Source organism: Flavobacterium sp. GP15 (assembly GCF_014281985.1).
Classification (GTDB): Bacteria; Bacteroidota; Bacteroidia; order Flavobacteriales; family Flavobacteriaceae; genus Flavobacterium; species Flavobacterium pygoscelis.
Map to the genome: position 1 here is coordinate 768,982 of NZ_JACFTC010000002.1, position 18,383 is coordinate 787,364.

Consider the following 18,383-nt stretch of genomic DNA (forward strand, 5'->3'; position numbering starts at 1 on the left):
GTTTAATTTTATTAGTTTAAAGTGTCTTTTGGTTTGTTTGTTATAGGAGTTGCCTCTTGAACTTGCGGCGTTACTGCAGGTGTTTTTAATTTTAATTGATTTTGTTTTTTGTAGGCTACTTCAGATTTAAAATCACGTAGTGTAACAGTACAAATTATAGGTTGATTAACACCTATTTTTTTATCATCACCGTGGTAACCGTAAGCCATATTTGATGGAAAAAGAAAATTTAATTCTTCATTTTTACGCATTAATTTGATACCATCTCTCAAGCCCATCATGATATTTTGTTTGTCAACATAATAAATTTGGGGTCTTAACTCTAGTTCTGAATAGATAATATTTCCTTGTAAATCTTTGATTTCATAATCAAAAAAGGCTACATCTCCTTTTTTAGGCGTAAGAGAATCTAATTTATTTTGTGCTACATAAGTATACCAATATCCTTTTTTAGAAGCTAAATATTTTACAGATGGGTTGCTTTTTATTAAATCTTTAATTTGAGTTTCTTCAGTAGCAACTAGTTTTTTATTTCGCACTATTGATTTTTTCATAAAGCTACCCGAAGCTTGCGAAATAGGCCTTCTGGCTTCTTGATGTTGTTTACAGCTAGAAACGAATGCGAGTACTAAGAGAGTAATGGTAATTATTTTAATGTTTTTCATTAGTTTATAAGCTTGTTTTCATGACTAAGTATTCAAATTTCTGTATTGTCTCTTGCATTGTTAATTCTGATTTTCCTCCAGCGGCATTGCGGTGTCCACCACCTTGAAAATGATCTCTAGCAAACTGATTTACATCAAATTCTCCTTGTGAACGGAAAGAGATCTTAATTATTTTCTCTTCTTTATTTTCAATGAAAATTGCTGCGAAATGAATTCCTTTAATGCTTAATCCATAATTTACTATTCCTTCTGTATCTCCTTTTACATAATTGAAAAAATTTAATTCTTCTTGAGTCAAAGTAGTATATGCCGTTTTGTGTTCTGTTATGACTTTCATGTTTTGAAGCGCTCTACCTAATAATTGCAAACGTTCAAAACCGCTATTGTCAAAAAGTAGCGTTGGAATTTCTGTATTCTCTACGCCCAAATCAATTAATTCAGCTACAATTCTATGAGTGTTTCCAGTTGTTTTTGGAAAACGGAAGGAACCTGAATCAGTTAAAATTCCAGTGTAAATACATGTACCGATCGTTTTGTCAATGTCTTCTTTTTTTCCAAGAAAGGAAATGAAGTTATATATCATTTCACAAGTAGAACCAAATGATGTATCAGAATACGTAACAGCAGCGTAATCATCCGGTTTTTGGTGATGATCAATCATAATAAATGGCGCTTTAAGTTTTTCTAAAACGTATTCCATTTCACCTGTACGGTGCAAAGCATTAAAATCTAAAGTGAAAATAAGTTCTGCTTCTTCGAGTATTTTTGTGCAGTTTTCTTTGTCTTTTTCAAATATTTTAACGGTTTCTGATCCAGGCATCCAAGCCAAAAAGTCTGGAAATTCATTTGGAGAAACCACAACCGGTTGATGATTGTTTTTTATTAAAAAATGGTATAGTGCTAAGGTCGAACCCATCGCATCCCCATCAGGACCTCGGTGTGGGATTATGGCAATCTTTTTTGGAGTTGATAATAACAACTGAATCGCTTGAATGTCTTGTATTTTCATAGAGTGCGAAATTACATTTTTTTACGCTAATCTTGAAATCATTAACACGATTTTCACCTATTATAAAAGGTCTGTTCCTTTTCTTTTAAATTTTTGATATAAATGGTATTTAGGTCCTTTTACAATTTGGGTTTTATAGATGCCTACTGATCCTGAAAAAAAGTAAGCAATTAGGCATGCCAAACCAATAAACAAACCACTTTCAAGTCCAAAAAGTTCCAATCCCATTACGGTACAAGCAATTGGTGTGTGTGTGGCTCCAGAAAATACTGCTACGAATCCCATTCCTGCTAATAGCGCTATTGGTAGCGGTACAATAAGAGATAAAGCACTCCCTAAAGTTGCTCCTACAAAAAACAAAGGAGTTACTTCACCACCTTTAAAACCTGCGCCTAGAGTAAAACCAGTAAATAATATTTTCATCAAAAAGTCATAGGGAGCATTAGGAGTGGAGAATGCCTCTACGATCATAGGAACTCCTAAACCTGTATATTTTGAAGTTCCAATAAAAAATAAAGCTGTTGCCAAAATGATTCCACCCACAAAAGGGCGAAATGGTGGATAAGCGATAGTTTTAGAAAATAAATTTCCCCATAAGTGCGTACTTCTAGAAAACAACATCGCTGCTAAACCAAATAAGATACTCACAAGAAAGATCCAGAATAAAGTAGTTAAACTCATTTCTGGAACAAATGGAATCGAGTAAATCGTATGTTTTACGTGCCAGATTTCAACGGTGTAGTAGCCAACATAAGCGGTTAAAAAAGAAAGAGGCACACTTTTTAAATTGATTTTGCTAAAGATAACCACTTCTAAAGCAAATAATGCTCCTGCTAAAGGCGTTCCAAAAATAGAGGCAAATCCAGCGCTTATTCCTAAAATTAAAATTGTTTTTCTGTCACTTTTGTCAAGTTTAAAAAGACCTGTAAATTGATCGGCAATGGCACCTCCCATTTGTACGGCTGTTCCTTCACGACCTGCAGAACCTCCAAAAAGATGAGTGATTAAAGTGCCAAAAAGCACTAAAGGAGCCATTTTTAATGGAATTGTTTTTTGTGGATTTTCGTATTCCTCTAGTAATAAATTATTACCTTTTACAACTGACTGTCCCCAGTAATAATAACTTAATCCTATGAGTAAACCGCCTAAAGGTAAGAACCAAATTATCCAATTATTCTCTTCTCTATAATGAGTGGCCCATTCTAAAGCTATTAAAAAAAATGCGGAAGCTGATCCAGAAAGAATACCTATTATAGTGCAAATGATGATCCATTTGAGAGCAGTAAATAAAGTGTTTTTGCTTTTTTCTAAAATCATTTGGTCAATGGAAATGTGTTTTTCACAAAAGTATTATAATCTCAATCGAATTACTATTTTTCATTAGAGATTGCAGTAAATTCTATTTCAACTAAATATTCAGGTGCTACAAGTTGCTTGATGCCATAAAAACCAGTAGTTGGTTTTATGTTTTTAAAAAACTTAGCGTGAGCGCTTGCTATTTCTTCAAATAAGGAAACATCAGTAGTAAATATTCTTGTGCGAATAACATCTTCCATACTTACGTGAAGTTCTTCTAGTACTTTTTCTACTCTTTCTAAAATATTTAGTGTTTGTGCGTGTGCATCGTTTGATTTTACATTTACACCATCAATTATAGCTACAGTTCCTGATACTTCGACAGTATTTCCTATTCGTACTGCGCGACAATAACCCATTTTTTCTTCCCAAGGAGAGCCTGTAAGTATGTTTTGTCTTTTCATTTTGCTTGATTTTTAGAGGATTTTAGATTTTATGGATTTAAATTTCGTTTTTGGTATATTTTTTGCAATTTAGAGAAAAATCATAAATAAAGAATATAGATTTATAATTTAAAAATTTGATTTTTGTTTTGCATCAAATAGTTATTTCTACTAGAAATTGCAATAAAAACAAGTATTTTGAGTTATAAATGAAAGTTAAATTACAATATGATTTGTGATTAAATGGTAAATGTTTTTTATTTTTAAAAATATACAAGCACAGTTAAATTAATTTGAAAGTTATGAAAAGGATTTTATTCTTATTTATTATAATTACAATGTCTTTAAGTGGATACGCTCAGAGTGAATTCAACTCTAAGTTTAAAGCGATTCCACCTAAAAATAATGCTCCAAAAATTAAAAAAGAAACACCACCTAAGTTAGATATTCCTCCTATTACAAAACCAAACGTGTTTAAAAATCCTGAAATTTTTAATCCTAACCCAAAACCCACGGGTACTATAGCTCCTGCTAATAATTTTTCAATGATTCCAAAGAATGAGTTTATTAATCCTGGAGATGTTTATAGAGATAAATGGAACAAAAAAGAGGATAATACTGAGGGTATTGTGTATAGAAAAAATCAAAATTTAGGAAGTTACCCAACAGGTTCAACTACTGCAAAGGTTATGTATCGTGATGCTGCATATGTAGATGGAGATCAGATCCGAGTATATCTTAATGATAAAGTGATACAGTATCAGGTAAACTTGGATAGTGAATTTAAAGGTTTTGAAATTGTATTAGAAAAAGGATTTAATAAAATTGATTTTGAAGCGTTAAACCAAGGAAGTTCTGGGCCCAATACAGCAGAATTTAAAGTCTATGATGATAAAGGCGGATTGATTTCTGCTAGTCAATGGAATCTTGGAACTGGCTTTAAAGCAACTATAATATTAGTAAAAGAGTAATTTTTAAAATTATAAGAGTTAAAAAAAAGACTTCTGAGTTTGATTCAGAGGTCTTTTTTATATATTCATGTTGATAACTAATTTGAGGAGTTTTTATAAATTTTGATTTTGTAAAAAGAACTATTTATTTTTTTTGAAATCATTTCTTTAGTATAAAGTTTTTTGATGTTAGCGTTTTTATGATAGAGTCAAAAACCTTATAAATTAAACTTTGATAAAATAAATTGAATATTTTCAAAATTCAATTTTTCAATTCAAAATATTAAAAGTATTTTTGCGCATGCAACACAACGTACTTATTTTAGATTTCGGATCGCAATATACACAGCTTATTGCGCGTAGAGTTCGCGAATTAAATATATTCTGCGAAATTTTCCCATACAATAATTTTCCAACTGATTTATCATCTTATAAAGCGGTAATTCTTGGAGGTAGCCCTTTTTCTGTGCGAGCAGAAGATGCGCCTCATCCGGATTTATCTCAAATTAGAGGAAAACTACCTTTACTTGCCGTTTGTTACGGAGCGCAATATTTAGCTCATTTTAGTGGCGGCGAAGTTGCGGCTTCAAATACAAGAGAATATGGTAGGGCTAATTTATCTTTTATAAAAGAGAATGAAGTTTTCTTTGAAGGAGTTTCAGAGAACAGTCAGGTTTGGATGAGTCATAGCGACAGTATAAAAGCTTTGCCTACAAATGGCGTAAAACTAGCAAGTACTCACGATGTAGAATTTGCAGCTTACAAAATTGAAGGCGAAACTACTTATGCAATTCAATACCATCCAGAAGTTTTTCACTCTACGGATGGATCTAAAATGTTAGAGAATTTCTTAGTTAAAATTGCTGAAGTTCCTCAAAATTTCACGCCAAACGCTTTTGTTGAAGACATGGTGGCTGAACTTAAAGAGAAATTGCAAGATGATAAAGTAGTTCTTGGGCTTTCGGGAGGCGTAGATTCTACCGTAGCGGCAGTTTTATTGCATCAAGCTATTGGAAAAAATTTATATTGTATTTTTGTTAATAATGGATTACTCCGTAAGAATGAATTCCAAAGTGTATTAGATCAATACAAAGGAATGGGCTTAAATGTAAAAGGAGTAGATGCAGGAGATCGTTTCTTATCTGAGTTAGCAGGAGTTAGTGATCCAGAAACCAAACGTAAAATAATTGGACGTGTTTTTATTGAAGTTTTTGATGATGAATCTCAACTGATTAAAGATGTAAAATGGTTAGCACAAGGAACCATATATCCTGATGTTATTGAGTCCGTTTCTGTTAAAGGGCCATCGGCAACGATAAAATCACACCATAATGTAGGAGGTTTACCTGATTACATGAAATTGAAAATTGTGGAACCTTTGCGTATGCTTTTTAAAGATGAAGTACGTAGAGTAGGAGCGTCACTAGGAATTGATCCTGAATTATTAGGAAGACATCCTTTTCCTGGACCTGGATTATCCATTAGGATTCTAGGAGATATTACACCGGAGAAAGTACAAATTTTACAAGATGTAGATGCTGTATTTATCGATGGATTAAAATCTTGGGGATTATACGATAAAGTATGGCAAGCTGGCGCAATTCTTCTTCCTGTAAATAGTGTAGGAGTAATGGGTGATGAGCGTACCTACGAAAAAGTAGTAGCCTTACGTGCTGTAGAATCTACAGATGGTATGACAGCTGACTGGGTTCATTTGCCTTATGATTTCTTGATGAAAGTGTCTAATGATATTATCAATAAAGTAAGAGGTGTCAATAGAGTAGTGTATGACATAAGCTCTAAACCACCAGCAACTATTGAGTGGGAATAATTTAGATTTTTATCTTCTGTAGAACATCATTCTCAGAATGTTCTTTGTAAAAACGGTATCAAATTTTTGGAATAAAATTTGATACCGTTATTTTTGTTACTGATTTGAATAATTTTTATAAATAAATAAGATGAAACATTTTTTTGCAATTTGTATGACTACTTTGTTTTTTAATTGCGGAGCTTTTGCTCAAAAGACGATAACACATAAAGTTGAAAAAGGAGAAACAATTAGTCAGATTGCTGAGAAATATAATGTTACTCCTAACGATATTTACCAATTGAATCCGGATGCGCAAGCAGGTTTAAAACCTAAAAGTGTTTTGTTGATTCCATCGATATCTGTAAAACTGCCTGTTGCTATTCCTGCTAAGACTACTCCGGAAGGGGTGTCGCATCAAGTAGTAGCGAAGGAGACTTTGTATGGTATTGAAAAAAAATATGGTATCTCTGACGAGTTACTGAAACAAGCTAATCCATTTCTTGAAAAAGAGGGTTTGCAAATTGGTCAAACTTTGATAATCCCATCAAAAAAGAATATAAAAATCACTGCTGAAGCCCCAGAAAAAGCAGTATATCATCTTGTTTTACCAAAAGAAACAAAGTATTCTATTGCTAAACAATACGGAATCACAATAGAAGAATTAGAGCGAAAAAATCCTGAGGTTGTTTCTAATTTGCCTGAAGGTTTTAAATTGTTAGTGAAAGGCAAAGCACCTAAACAAGAGGTTGCTCCTGTAATTGCAGAATCTAAAAAGGAGATTGTAGTAGCCGCTCCAGTACAAGTAGTTGATAAGAAAACATTTCAAGAATATATTGTAAAGCCTAAAGAGACATTGTATGGACTTTCTAAGATGTTTGGCATGAACCAAGAAGAACTTATCAAAATTAACCCTACTTTATCAGAAGGTGTGATCGAGGGTATGATTTTGAAAATTCCTAGTTCAGTAGTGGTTACTCAGGAAGTTAAAAAAGACTATGTTGCTTTGTCTAAAAACGCAACAACTGCTAGAAAAAAGCTAGCGCTACTATTGCCTTTTAATATAGCTAAAATTGAAGATGATACGCTAAATTCGACTGCAAAACGTTTAAAAAAGGATAAGTTTCTTAATATGACTTTAGATTTTTATGCGGGAGCACTAATGGCTATAGATTCCGCTAAAGTTTTAGGACTTCCTATTGATATTGCTATTTTTGATTCTCAAGAAACCAAAAATAGTTCGTTGGTTAGTGCAATTGTAAAGAATAATAATTTGCAAAATTCAGATGTTGTTATTGGACCATTTTATCAAAGTAATGTAGAGAAAACAGCCGAATTATTAATGCAAAACCAAGTTCCTGTAATTTCGCCTTTATCAAAAGATCAAGTAGTGTCTTTTGCAAATGTGTATCAATCAGTTCCCTCTCCAGATTCTGTAAAAAATGCTATGTTTGATTATATGCGTTCTAAAAATGGGAATATGATTGCTGTGGTTGATAAAAAGAAACTTTCTATTATTCAGTTTATCAAGGAGAATCATAAAGATGTTAAGTTCTCGACTTTGACTGAGAATGGTGCTGTTTCTGCAGAAAATTTAAAAAGTTTATTTGTGCTCGATAAGATAAACTATGTTGTCATGGAAACCGGAAACACAGGAATGATAAAATCAACAATAGCAGCAATGTTAAGCGCTATGACAACTTATAAAGTTCAGTTGGTTATATTAGAGCCTAATGAAACTTTAGATACAGATGAAGTAAGTATTGCAAACCTTGCAAAACTAAAGTTGACTTATCCTTCAGTCAATCGCGAAAATGAATCTCCAGAAGCACTGATTTTTGAAAAAGAATTTAAGAAGAAAAATAAAATTGACCCAAATGTTTTTGCAACTCGAGGATTTGATATCACTTTTGATACTATGATGCGTTTGGCACAAGATAAAAAATATCAAGAAACTATTGATAATACTGCCACAGAGCAAGTAGATAATAAATTTGAATTTTATAAAAAAGAAGGTGGCGGTTATGCAAATAAAGGAATTTATATTTTGTACTACGATACTGATTTAACTATTAAAGAAGCAAACTAATGACATCAAAAGTAACTTACTTAGGAGATTTAAGGACATCTTCAATTCATTTACAATCGGGAACTGAAATTCTTTCTGACGCACCGGTAGATAATAATGGTAAAGGAGAAGCTTTTTCTCCAACGGATACTGTTGCAAATGCTTTGGCAACTTGTATGATGACCATAATGGGGATCAAAGCAAGAGATTTAGAAGTGGATTTGAAAGGTTCTACTGCAGAAGTTGTAAAGATTATGAATGCAGAACCAAGACGTATTGGCGCTATTGAAATTGTTTTTCAGATGCAAGGAACCAATGATCAAAAAAGCAAAACGATTCTTGAAAGAGCAGCAATGACTTGTCCTGTATTTTTAAGTTTACATCCAGAGGTTGAAAAGCGAATTACTTTTAACTGGAAATAATAATCAATTATATAAAAAAGAAGTAAGTGTAAAGTAAATCTTTAAGCTTACTTCTTTTTTCTTTTTTATAAAATGGATCAAAACCAACAACAACTTATAAAATTAGCTCATACAAAAATGCCTTTCGGAAAATACGAAGGTTGGTTTCTTATAGATATTCCGGAGTATTACATCGTTTGGTATAGCAATAAAGGTTTTCCAAAAGGAGAATTAGGAGAACAATTGAAATTAATATATGAATTGAAACTTAATGGCTTAGAGGAATTAATCAGAAATATTAAGAAAAAGTATCCAAAACCAAATTCATAAACTGATTTTTGACATTTAGGATTCAATATAAAATGAAGTAGCTTTTTTTTATGTTCCTAGTATAAAATTTCTAATTAAATTATCTCTTTATTTTCTCATTATCTATTTGGCAATTTCTCTAATTTAATTCGTACTTTTGCCACGTTTTTTTACACAACTACAACACAAACAACAACAGAATGAATCAGACGAAATATATTTTTGTTACAGGCGGTGTGACTTCTTCTTTAGGGAAAGGGATCATTGCAGCCTCTTTGGCAAAATTGTTACAAGCAAGAGGTTACCGTACAACTATTCAAAAGTTTGACCCTTATATTAATGTAGATCCAGGAACATTAAATCCTTATGAACATGGGGAATGTTACGTTACTGACGATGGTGCAGAAACCGATTTAGATTTAGGACATTATGAGCGTTTCTTGAATGTTCCTACTTCACAAGCCAACAATGTTACCACTGGTAGAATATATCTTTCGGTTATTGAAAAAGAAAGAAGAGGAGAGTTTCTTGGTAAAACGGTACAAGTAGTACCTCATATTACCAATGAAATAAAAGATAGAATGCAGTTGCTTGGTAATTCAGGTGACTTTGATATTGTAATTACTGAAATTGGCGGAACGGTTGGTGATATAGAATCTTTGCCTTACATCGAGTCTGTTAGACAATTGGTTTGGGATTTAGGCGAAAATAATGCTATTGTAATTCATTTGACTTTAGTTCCTTATTTAGCTGCTGCTGGTGAGTTAAAAACAAAGCCAACACAGCATTCTGTAAAAACGTTGATGGAAAGCGGAATTAAAGCGGACATTTTAGTTTGTAGAACAGAACATGAATTGTCAGAAGAATTACGAAATAAATTAGCTTTGTTTTGTAATGTAAAAAGAGAAGCCGTTATTCAATCTATAGATGCAGCTACTATTTATGAAGTCCCTAATCTTATGTTAGAAGAAGGACTTGATATTGTGGCGTTAAAGAAATTAGATTTGCCTAAAAAAGCAGCTCCAGATTTAAAAAATTGGAACATCTTTTTAAAGCGATTGAAAAATCCAAAACACACAGTAAATATTGGATTGATTGGTAAATATGTAGAAATGCAAGATTGCTACAAATCTATTTTAGAGGCGTTTATTCATGCTGGTGCTGCTAATGAAACTAAAGTTAATGTAATATCAATACATTCTGAGCATATTGATGCTACTAATTTGAGCGAAAAATTTGCTAATTTAGATGGAATACTTGTTGCTCCAGGTTTTGGAGAAAGAGGAATTGAAGGTAAAATAGAAGCAGTTCGTTACGCTCGTGAAAATAAAATTCCTTTCTTTGGTATTTGTTTGGGTATGCAAATGGCAATTATTGAATATTCTAGAAATGTTTTAGGTATGGCTGATGCTAATTCTACAGAAATGAATGAACAAACGGTACACCCTGTTGTAAACTTAATGGAAGAGCAGAAAACAATTACAGACAAAGGCGGAACGATGCGTTTAGGAGCATGGAAATGTGACATAAAACAAGATTCATTAGCCTATAAAATATACGGTAAAGACACTATTTCGGAACGTCACCGTCATCGTTATGAATACAACAGCAATTATGTGGCACAATTGCAAAACGCAGGATTAATTGCTTCTGGAGTTAACCCAGATACAGGATTGGTTGAAATTGTAGAAATAAAAGAACATCCGTTTTTTATTGGTGTACAATACCATCCAGAATATAAAAGTACGGTAGCGAATCCGCATCCTATTTTTGTGAATTTTGTGGCAGCAGCAGTTCAATCAAAGAAAAAATAACTAGAAGCGATTTCGTTTCAGTACACTTTAAATTTAAAAATTTTTTTAATTACAATGGAACAAAAGAAATTTGACCGCAATTCGATTATAGGTTTTGTATTAATTTTTGCTATTTTGATTTTTATCATGTATCAAAATCAACCAGACCCGAAAGTGGTAGCTGCTGAAAAAGCACAAAAAGAACTGGTTATTAAGGCAGCTAAAGCCAAAGAGTTAGAAGCTAAAGTTATTGCTAAAGCTACTATTGCAGTTGCAACAACTGGCGATTCTACCCAATTGGCTCAATTGCAAAAAAACCTTGGAAATTTTGCTTATTCAGCTACACTTCCTTCTGCAAAAGCAGGTGTTACTACTATTGAAAATGAAGTAATAAAGTTGGTTATTGCAAACAAAGGAGGTTACATTGTAGAAGCAACTTTAAAAAAATTCGAAAAATTTAAAAAAGGTTCAGGTCAATTAGTTGAATTAATCAAGAACAACAATGCTAATTTAAACATTCAGTTGTTGACTAGTGATAACCGTACTTTGAATTCTAAAGATTTATATTTTGAGCCTACTTTAGAAAAAATAGGAGCAGATCAAGTATTGTCTATGAAGTTGAAAGCTGGTCCTAGCGAATTTTTAGAATACAAATATATTCTAAAGCCTAACGACTATATGATTGATTTCGATATTCGTTCACAAGGATTAAATAAGGTTTTGAATACTTCAAAGCCATTAGATTTAGAGTGGGATTTAAAGGCTTACCGTAATGAAAAAAGTATTTCTTACGAGAATCGTTACAACGAGATCTATTCTGAACATAAAGATGGAAAAATTTCTTATGCAGGTTTAGGACAAACCGAAGAACAAGATCTTGAAAAACCAACCTTTATCGCTTTCAAACAGCATTTTTTCTCAACTATTCTTTTGTCAAAAGCACCATTAGAAACAGCTAAAGTTAAGTCTGTTAATTTAGTGAAAGACGATAAAATAGATACTGTTTTTACAAAGCAATTTAAAGCTAATATTCCTTTAGCCTTTACAAGTGGAGAATTAGATCATAAAATGAGTTGGTATTTTGGTCCAACGGATTATAAAACTCTTAAACATTACAATAAAAATTTGGAGAAAATTATCTCATTAGGTTGGGGAATTTTCGGATGGATTAATAAATTTATATTTATTCCGTTATTTGGTTTTTTAAGTGATTATATCTCTTATGGTATTGCAATTATTGTTTTTACTATTCTTATTAAAATAGCGATGTCGCCTATTACTTTTAAATCTTTCTTATCGCAAGCTAAGATGAAAGTATTGCGACCTGAAATTGCAGAATTGGGAGAGAAATTCAAAAAAGACCCAATGAAGAAACAACAAGAAACAATGAAGTTGTACAACAAAGCAGGAGTAAATCCTATGGCAGGTTGTATTCCAGCATTGATTCAGCTTCCTTTTATGTATGCATCGTTTCAGTTTTTTCCATCAGCATTTGAGTTAAGACAAAAAAGTTTCCTATGGGCAGACGATTTATCTTCTTTTGATGAAGTGATCAAATTGCCTTTTAACATTCCTATGTACGGAAGCCATATTAGTTTGTTTCCAATATTAGCAGCAATAGCGATTTTCTTTTACATGAAAATGACTTCTGGAGATCAACAAATGGCAGCGCCACAGCAAGAAGGTATGCCAGATATGGCTAAGATGATGAAAATCATGATCTATGTTTCGCCATTAATGATGTTAATTTTCTTTAATAGTTATGGAGCCGGATTGAGTTTGTATAACTTTATTTCGAATTTGATTACTATTGGTATTATGATTGTCATCAAAAGATACTTTATCGATAGCGACAAGATTCACCTTCAAATACAAGAAAACAAATTAAAAGAGCCTAAAAAACAAGGTAAGTTCCAGAAAAAACTGCAAGAAGTTATGGAACAAGCTGAAGCTCAAAAAGCATTAGATAAAAAGAAGAAATAATTAGTCTTTTAAATTATTAAAAAGTCAATTGAATGAAATTAGTTTTATTCAGTTGACTTTTTTTTATGGCTCGCTGTCGCTTGTAAATAAAAAAAATAAGCAACAGTGAAGGAGTTTTTTTATTGGGAAGACTTGTTTGTTTTAAATTTGACTAAAATTGTTGTAAAGAATTTTCTAATTCAAATAGCTTTGAATTGTGAATAGATTGTCATTGTGTATTCAAAGATAATAGAGATTGATCAGTAAGACAGTATGTATTTGTAGTATTGCTTTAAATAATTATAATGGTTCTATAAATAAGCAATTCGGTTAGAAATTATAATTTTTAAATGAAAAAAGGATCTTAAACGTTAAGTTTAAGATCCTTTTTTTTGTGTGTAATTTATTGTGTTTAAGAAATAATAACTTCTCTTATTTAATTATAGAACTGGTAATAATACTTTGTCAATAGCATGTATAACACCGTTAGAGCACTGTACATCAGTTGTTATAATTGTAGAAATTCTATTGTTTGCGTCTTTAATTTTTGCGCCACCAGCTAATTGAATTGTGAATTTTTGTGCTGGTGTTAGAATTGGAGTTACCATTTGACCTTCTGTTAATGTTGCTGCTAAAACATTTCCGCTTACAACGTGGTATTGCAATACTTTTGTAAGATCAGCTGCAGAAACACTTTGTGTTCCTCCTGGCGCTAACTCTGCGTTTAAAGCTGTAAAAGCTGCGTTAGTAGGTGCAAATACAGTAAATGGTCCTGCTCCTGATAAAGTAGCAACAAAATCTGGTTGTCCTGCTCCTGTAAGTGCGCCAACCAGTGAGGTGAAGTTTTTATTCGCTAATGCGTGAGTAACTACTGTAGGAAGTCCAATAACCGCATCTACAACATGTATAACGCCATTAGAAGCTATTATGTCTGCAGTTGTTACATTAGAAACACCATTCAGTTTTACTCCTGAACTAAGATCAACATACATACTTAAATTATTTGTTGTTGAAGCACTTCCTTTTGCTAATGTTTTGATGTAGCCAGTAGTTAATGCATTTGATTTTACTGCTCCGCTAACTACGTGGTTTAATAAGATTTGTGTAAGTGCCTCTTTTGGTACATCATTTATAGTTGCATAGGGAGTTGTTTTTAAAAATGCTGTAAATGCTGCGTCAGTTGGTGCAAAAATAGTAAAAGGACCCGCACCTTTAAGTGTAGTAGCCAAATCAGCTTTTGTTAATGCTTGTACTAAAATTTTTAAATTTGGGTTTTGAACTGCTATTCCTGTTATAGTGTTGTCTACAGGCATAGGAGTTGGATCATCGCTATTGTCACAAGAGACAAAAGCTACAGCAAATAATAGTAGTGCGATTGCTTTAAATTTACCTAAATTTTTCATGTTGTTTGTTTTTTGTTTAATAAAATTTAATAAAATAGATTTATTTTGTTTATAAAATTATAAAAAACTTTAAACAAAAAATACACTTTATGATTTCTTTTACTTTTGTTTAAGTGTTGTTATTTAGCTATTTAGTTGTTATTTTATCATGAATTCTTAGAAAATGCTGTTTTTTTGTTTTGCATATATTAAAAAAAGTTAAACATAAATAGTATTTTTTATTTAAGATTTCTCTTTTTTTAAGATTTAGCTTTATCTAGTAAAAAGTAGTTAAATTTGTCTAATAACATAAATATAATATGAAAAGTAAAAAAGGATATTTTGTATATCTGTTTATAACTATGATGCTATTCAATTATAGTGTTTACGCCCAGGTAACAGATTATAATAAATTAGATGAAAAAGGATTGAAACATGGTTTATGGAAAGGTAATTACGATGAGTCTAAGCGCCCCAGGTATGAGGGTACTTTTGATCACGGAAAAGAAATAGGTGTTTTTAATTTTTTTGATGATACAAAGAAAGGTTCTTTAATAGCAACTCGAGAATTTAACTCAAAAGACAATGTTGCTTATACTATTTTTTATGATCAAAAAAATAATAAAGTTAGTGAAGGAAAGGTAGTCAATAAACTTTTTGAAGGCGAATGGAAATATTACCATTTAAATTCAAATTTAATAATGACAACTGAAAACTACAGTAAAGGCAAACTAGAAGGTGTTCGTACCGTATATTATATCAGTGGTAAGGTTGCGGAGGAAATTGTTTATAAAAATAATTTAAAAAATGGTTTTTATAAAAAATATACTGAAAAAGGAACTCTTCTAGAGGAATCAAACTATAAAAACAATGTATATAATGGTATCGCTACTTTTAGAGATGCTAATGGAGATATTGCTTCTACAGGTAAATTTGTCAATGGTAAGAAAGAGGGTATGTGGCAGTTTTTTGAAAAAGGTAAATTGGTAAAAGAAACAAATATGAGCTTTGCTGAGCCTGCTGTGAAAATTAAAAAGTAATTTTTTATACAGTATAACTCTTTTTAATTGCAGTGTAAGTAGTCTTTCTTTAATAAGGAAATCCTAAATAGCCAATATAAAAAACGGCATTCCATAAGAGTGGATGCCGTTTTTTTTTGAATTAATAAAGAAGTATTATTTTAAAGTAAAAATTCTAGGACTAAAAGAAACCATTACCCAAACCCAATTGTTTGTCTGTGTTGCATTAGTTACATTTTTTACTCTTTCTAAGGTTGATGAACCGAACATTTGAGAATATCCTGCCGAAGCAACTATATCTTTCTGAACGGTATATGTGGTGGTAAAATCGATTTCTGTTCCAAAGTAAGCATTCATTTTTGAACCATCAGTATCTAAAACTATACTTGGAGCATTAAAATAATGAGGGATTAGCGCAAATTGCCATTTATTTGAAGTATAATTTAGTTTTAAATAAGTGTCATTTAATCCAACATTGTTTTGGTGATTTCCTACATAAAAATAGTCCATAAAGCCATTAAATGCATGGTTTGTTCCAAAAATTGGAGTAAATGATTTATTGTCTAAACTGCTATCATCTTGGTCTTTACCGGAAAGGAATTCATGTCCTAAGCTCGCTTTAAATTGTTCTGTAAAAGTATAACCAACATAAACTCCTGCATACAAAGCATTTACTTTTTTAGTAGCAGTTTTACCCGATTGACCATAAATCCCTAAATTAGTATCCCATTTTTTTTCTTTGAACGTTAAATAGGTTCCAAAAGTTTGTTTGTAATCAACGGCTAAATCTGTTGGTGTTTTTTGAAACTGATAACCTGTGTTCAAAAACAATAAGCTCATACCAATTTTGTTGAGTTGCGTGTGATACCAAGCATACTGCATCGTTTTGTAATTTGTAGTATATGGTGTTTTAGGTTCAAGTAAGTTTTCTGAATTAGCATTTACTGCCACACCCAAATCCAATTGATGGTTTTTAGGATGAAAAGATAATAAGGCAGCATCATGACTTTGTCCTTGTTGAGACCAATCAATTTCTCCAAAAATGCGTTGGTTATCGTAAGCAATAACCTGACGACCAATGCGTGTTGACCATTCTGAACTTAAATCATATTGTGCCCAGGCTTCAAAAACTGAAATTGCATTTTTGTCAGCTGCTGTTGTAGTAGCAACATCTCCCCAAGTACGTACGTTTTGAATAGTTAATTTAGTTTTTAATCTTTCTTGACTGATAATTAAAATTAATACGGGAACGTTGGGATACAAATGATGTGGCATTTTCTCCGTTCGGCATTAGGTTTTTATAGCCATTTCTATATTCAAAACGAGGTCTTAATTGTAAATTGGCATCAAATTCTTGAGCGTAAGTAGCTGCGCTTATCATTGTTAAAAATGATAAACTGATTATTTTGAATGATTTCATGGTGAGTTAGTTTAGCTTTTCAGCTTCTTCGGTAATTTTGTTTATGGTTTGGTCTGAATTCACACCCAGACCTTCTTGCTGGTAAGCTAATTCTCCATCTGCGTTGAAAACACTAATAATATTTGAATGCGAAAAATCTACAGGAGCAATTTTCTTGTAATTTACAGCTAAAACTGCTGCAAATTCTCTTGTGTTTTCTTCTGTAGAGCGTAAGAAAACCCATTGATCTCCATCCATTTTGTTTTCAATAGCAAATGATTTTAGTCTTTTAGGAGTATCAACCGTTGGATCAATGCTCACTAATACAAATTGTACATTTTCTTTTATTTTTTGAGGAATTCTTTGCTCAATATTTCTCATATCTGCAACAAGTCTAGGACAAGCAGCTTTACAAGAAGTATAAATCATAACCATGACTAATACTTTGCCTTTCATATCTTTCATCTCCATGTTCTTCCCATCTTGATTGGTCCATTGAGAAGGAAGGTTGTATATGGATAAATCGGATATTGGCTTTTCGTTTGCTTGGGCAGTTTCCTTTTTGTTATTACAGGATTGTAACGATAGTAAAAGTAAAGCAAATACAAGAAAAAGTAAATTTGTATATCGAAAACTAGATCTTAGGTTTGTTTTTTTCATTGCTAAAAAAGTGGAGTAATAGCTATTTGGTTTCATTTTTTTGATTTTTAGTTTTATGAGCTATTTTTTATCTTTAGCGCATCGAAATCCTAGATTTTTGGTGGTATATTTTGCTTTTAGACTTCCTCTAAAGGCGTATCGCATAAAAGCAGCATAATTCATTAAATCGGTTGCATTTACCGAAGCGCTTCCGCAAAATAAATTTTTATCAGAGTCTTTGTCTTTTCGGGATTCTCCAGAAAGGAAAATACTATTGAAATCAGAAGTCCATTCCCAGACTAATCCATGCATATCATAAACACCCCAATAGTTTTTGAATGTTGCTCCTACAGGATTAGCATAAGTATTTGGCTTCTCATACCATGACATGATGTATTTGTTAAAGCTCTCTTTTGTGCGTGCATCGATTCGTTTTTCATCTGCCATTGCAACGTATTCCCATTCATCCATAGTGGGCAATCTTTTTCCTTGGCATTCGCAGTATTTTTTGGCTGCAAACCAAGAAATATTTGTTACAGGTGCATTGCTTAAATTGTTTTTTCCGTAACTAAAATCACTTTCCCACTGCGATAGATAACTTTTATCAGCAAAAATTCCTTTAATCTTTGAACGTGAATTTTCTGGATATTTTTTTAAAAACAGTAAATACTGAGCATTAGTGACTGGATATACATCAATGTAAAAACTTTTTACTTCTACTGGTTCTTTACTGCTGGCACCATAGAGGGGAACGAATGTTCCCCTTTCTACAGCAACCATTTTAGCTTCTTGAGCCCATAGCGATGTTGCTATCAGTAATAGAAATAATGACAAAACTATTTTCTTTTTCAACATGGCTATTTTTTTTTACTATTTATTAATTTCTTTGTGCTTTTACCATTGCTGGTGTTACAACAGTTTTGTTATTTCCCCAACTAGCGTAAACGTAAGTCATTGCATCTGCAATTTGTTGATCGCTTAATGCTTGAGCAGGCATTTCGGCATTAAATTTTTTGCCATTTACTGTAATAGGTCCTTTCAATCCTTTTACAACTCCTTTGATTGCTCTATTAGTATCTTTATTCAAATAATCTGACTTCGCCAATGGAGGGAAAGCTCCAGGAATTCCTATACCTGTGGCTTGGTGACAAGCTACACAAACTTGATTATAGACTTTTTTTCCTTTATCGGCACTTTGGCTGTATCCTTGAAAAGCCATTGCCATCATTGCAATTGTA

General features: G+C 32.1%; 17 protein-coding genes and 1 pseudogene. 8 read left to right on the forward strand and 10 right to left on the reverse strand.

Annotated elements, in window-relative coordinates:
* Positions 1-11: 11 nt before the first annotated feature.
* Genes gldI through H2650_RS07635 form a run of 4 tightly spaced genes read right to left on the reverse strand, consistent with a single transcriptional unit; the run spans position 12 to position 3,434 of the window.
* Complete coding sequence (gene gldI / locus H2650_RS07620) at positions 12-665, reverse strand: gliding motility-associated peptidyl-prolyl isomerase GldI (RefSeq protein ID WP_188050194.1); 654 nt, start codon at positions 663-665, stop codon at positions 12-14.
* A gap of 4 nt (positions 666-669) precedes the next feature.
* The gene (locus tag H2650_RS07625) at positions 670-1,674 is read right to left on the reverse strand and encodes a bifunctional oligoribonuclease/PAP phosphatase NrnA (RefSeq protein ID WP_188050195.1); all 1,005 of its coding nucleotides are present in this window, start codon (positions 1,672-1,674) and stop codon (positions 670-672) included.
* Between the two features lie 60 nt (positions 1,675-1,734).
* Positions 1,735-2,991: a voltage-gated chloride channel family protein gene (locus H2650_RS07630; protein ID WP_188050196.1), complete on the reverse strand. Its 1,257-nt coding sequence runs from the start codon at positions 2,989-2,991 to the stop codon at positions 1,735-1,737.
* 53 nt (positions 2,992-3,044) lie between these two features.
* Positions 3,045-3,434 carry a RidA family protein gene (locus H2650_RS07635; RefSeq protein ID WP_188050197.1) on the reverse strand — a complete coding sequence of 130 codons (390 nt, stop codon included), beginning with the start codon at positions 3,432-3,434 and terminating at the stop codon, positions 3,045-3,047.
* A 281-nt stretch (positions 3,435-3,715) separates the two neighbouring features.
* Between H2650_RS07635 and H2650_RS07640 the strand changes: the two genes are divergently transcribed.
* From H2650_RS07640 to yidC, 7 genes are all read left to right on the forward strand, one after another.
* Positions 3,716-4,384, forward strand: a complete 669-nt coding sequence (locus tag H2650_RS07640; protein ID WP_188050198.1) for a hypothetical protein — start codon at positions 3,716-3,718, stop codon at positions 4,382-4,384.
* A gap of 280 nt (positions 4,385-4,664) precedes the next feature.
* Entirely contained in the window at positions 4,665-6,194 is a 1,530-nt protein-coding gene (gene guaA, locus H2650_RS07645) for a glutamine-hydrolyzing GMP synthase (protein ID WP_188050199.1), read from the forward strand.
* Between the two features lie 130 nt (positions 6,195-6,324).
* On the forward strand, positions 6,325-8,262 hold the full coding sequence (locus H2650_RS07650; RefSeq protein WP_188050200.1) for a LysM peptidoglycan-binding domain-containing protein: 1,938 nt from the start codon (positions 6,325-6,327) through the stop codon (positions 8,260-8,262).
* The gene (locus H2650_RS07655) at positions 8,262-8,663 is read left to right on the forward strand and encodes an OsmC family protein (RefSeq protein ID WP_188050201.1); all 402 of its coding nucleotides are present in this window, start codon (positions 8,262-8,264) and stop codon (positions 8,661-8,663) included. The genes H2650_RS07650 and H2650_RS07655 overlap by 1 nt, the downstream gene beginning before the upstream one ends.
* A 72-nt stretch (positions 8,664-8,735) precedes the next feature.
* Positions 8,736-8,972 (forward strand): DUF3820 family protein, encoded by a 237-nt coding sequence (locus H2650_RS07660; RefSeq protein ID WP_188050202.1) that lies wholly within the window; start codon positions 8,736-8,738, stop codon positions 8,970-8,972.
* 179 nt (positions 8,973-9,151) lie between these two features.
* Positions 9,152-10,765 carry a CTP synthase gene (locus H2650_RS07665; RefSeq protein WP_188050203.1) on the forward strand — a complete coding sequence of 538 codons (1,614 nt, stop codon included), beginning with the start codon at positions 9,152-9,154 and terminating at the stop codon, positions 10,763-10,765.
* A 54-nt stretch (positions 10,766-10,819) separates the two neighbouring features.
* Positions 10,820-12,727, forward strand: a complete 1,908-nt coding sequence (gene yidC, locus H2650_RS07670; RefSeq protein ID WP_188050204.1) for a membrane protein insertase YidC — start codon at positions 10,820-10,822, stop codon at positions 12,725-12,727.
* Between the two features lie 419 nt (positions 12,728-13,146).
* Here the strand turns inward: yidC and H2650_RS07675 are convergent, their stop codons facing one another.
* Positions 13,147-14,109 carry a fasciclin domain-containing protein gene (locus H2650_RS07675; RefSeq protein ID WP_188050205.1) on the reverse strand — a complete coding sequence of 321 codons (963 nt, stop codon included), beginning with the start codon at positions 14,107-14,109 and terminating at the stop codon, positions 13,147-13,149.
* Between the two features lie 299 nt (positions 14,110-14,408).
* Between H2650_RS07675 and H2650_RS07680 the strand changes: the two genes are divergently transcribed.
* Entirely contained in the window at positions 14,409-15,128 is a 720-nt protein-coding gene (locus H2650_RS07680; protein WP_188050206.1) for a toxin-antitoxin system YwqK family antitoxin, read from the forward strand.
* A gap of 135 nt (positions 15,129-15,263) precedes the next feature.
* Here the strand turns inward: H2650_RS07680 and H2650_RS07685 are convergent, their stop codons facing one another.
* The 5 genes and pseudogenes from H2650_RS07685 to H2650_RS07700 all read right to left on the reverse strand — a co-directional run.
* Entirely contained in the window at positions 15,264-16,382 is a 1,119-nt protein-coding gene (locus H2650_RS07685) for an alginate export family protein (RefSeq protein ID WP_255462809.1), read from the reverse strand.
* Positions 16,312-16,527 (reverse strand): hypothetical protein, encoded by a 216-nt coding sequence (locus tag H2650_RS15875; RefSeq protein ID WP_255462810.1) that lies wholly within the window; start codon positions 16,525-16,527, stop codon positions 16,312-16,314. The genes H2650_RS07685 and H2650_RS15875 overlap by 71 nt, the downstream gene beginning before the upstream one ends.
* Before the next feature lie 6 nt (positions 16,528-16,533).
* On the reverse strand, positions 16,534-17,166 hold the full coding sequence (locus H2650_RS07690; RefSeq protein WP_188050289.1) for an SCO family protein: 633 nt from the start codon (positions 17,164-17,166) through the stop codon (positions 16,534-16,536).
* Between the two features lie 60 nt (positions 17,167-17,226).
* Complete coding sequence (locus tag H2650_RS07695; RefSeq protein WP_188050207.1) at positions 17,227-18,000, reverse strand: formylglycine-generating enzyme family protein; 774 nt, start codon at positions 17,998-18,000, stop codon at positions 17,227-17,229.
* Between the two features lie 22 nt (positions 18,001-18,022).
* Positions 18,023-18,346, reverse strand: a pseudogene (locus H2650_RS07700) (cytochrome c); the annotation flags it as partial.
* Positions 18,347-18,383 lie beyond the last annotated feature (37 nt).

Bases quoted from the DNA above. Each gene is read 5' to 3' on its own strand.
- gldI (WP_188050194.1), bottom strand. From the start codon at position 665: ATGAAAAACATTAAAATAATTACCATTACTCTCTTAGTACTCGCATTC.
- H2650_RS07625 (WP_188050195.1), bottom strand. From the start codon at position 1,674: ATGAAAATACAAGACATTCAAGCGATTCAGTTGTTATTATCAACTCCA.
- H2650_RS07630 (WP_188050196.1), bottom strand. From the start codon at position 2,991: ATGATTTTAGAAAAAAGCAAAAACACTTTATTTACTGCTCTCAAATGG.
- H2650_RS07635 (WP_188050197.1), bottom strand. From the start codon at position 3,434: ATGAAAAGACAAAACATACTTACAGGCTCTCCTTGGGAAGAAAAAATG.
- H2650_RS07640 (WP_188050198.1), top strand. From the start codon at position 3,716: ATGAAAAGGATTTTATTCTTATTTATTATAATTACAATGTCTTTAAGT.
- guaA (WP_188050199.1), top strand. From the start codon at position 4,665: ATGCAACACAACGTACTTATTTTAGATTTCGGATCGCAATATACACAG.
- H2650_RS07650 (WP_188050200.1), top strand. From the start codon at position 6,325: ATGAAACATTTTTTTGCAATTTGTATGACTACTTTGTTTTTTAATTGC.
- H2650_RS07655 (WP_188050201.1), top strand. From the start codon at position 8,262: ATGACATCAAAAGTAACTTACTTAGGAGATTTAAGGACATCTTCAATT.
- H2650_RS07660 (WP_188050202.1), top strand. From the start codon at position 8,736: ATGGATCAAAACCAACAACAACTTATAAAATTAGCTCATACAAAAATG.
- H2650_RS07665 (WP_188050203.1), top strand. From the start codon at position 9,152: ATGAATCAGACGAAATATATTTTTGTTACAGGCGGTGTGACTTCTTCT.
- yidC (WP_188050204.1), top strand. From the start codon at position 10,820: ATGGAACAAAAGAAATTTGACCGCAATTCGATTATAGGTTTTGTATTA.
- H2650_RS07675 (WP_188050205.1), bottom strand. From the start codon at position 14,109: ATGAAAAATTTAGGTAAATTTAAAGCAATCGCACTACTATTATTTGCT.
- H2650_RS07680 (WP_188050206.1), top strand. From the start codon at position 14,409: ATGAAAAGTAAAAAAGGATATTTTGTATATCTGTTTATAACTATGATG.
- H2650_RS07685 (WP_255462809.1), bottom strand. From the start codon at position 16,382: ATGCCACATCATTTGTATCCCAACGTTCCCGTATTAATTTTAATTATC.
- H2650_RS15875 (WP_255462810.1), bottom strand. From the start codon at position 16,527: ATGAAATCATTCAAAATAATCAGTTTATCATTTTTAACAATGATAAGC.
- H2650_RS07690 (WP_188050289.1), bottom strand. From the start codon at position 17,166: ATGAAAAAAACAAACCTAAGATCTAGTTTTCGATATACAAATTTACTT.
- H2650_RS07695 (WP_188050207.1), bottom strand. From the start codon at position 18,000: ATGTTGAAAAAGAAAATAGTTTTGTCATTATTTCTATTACTGATAGCA.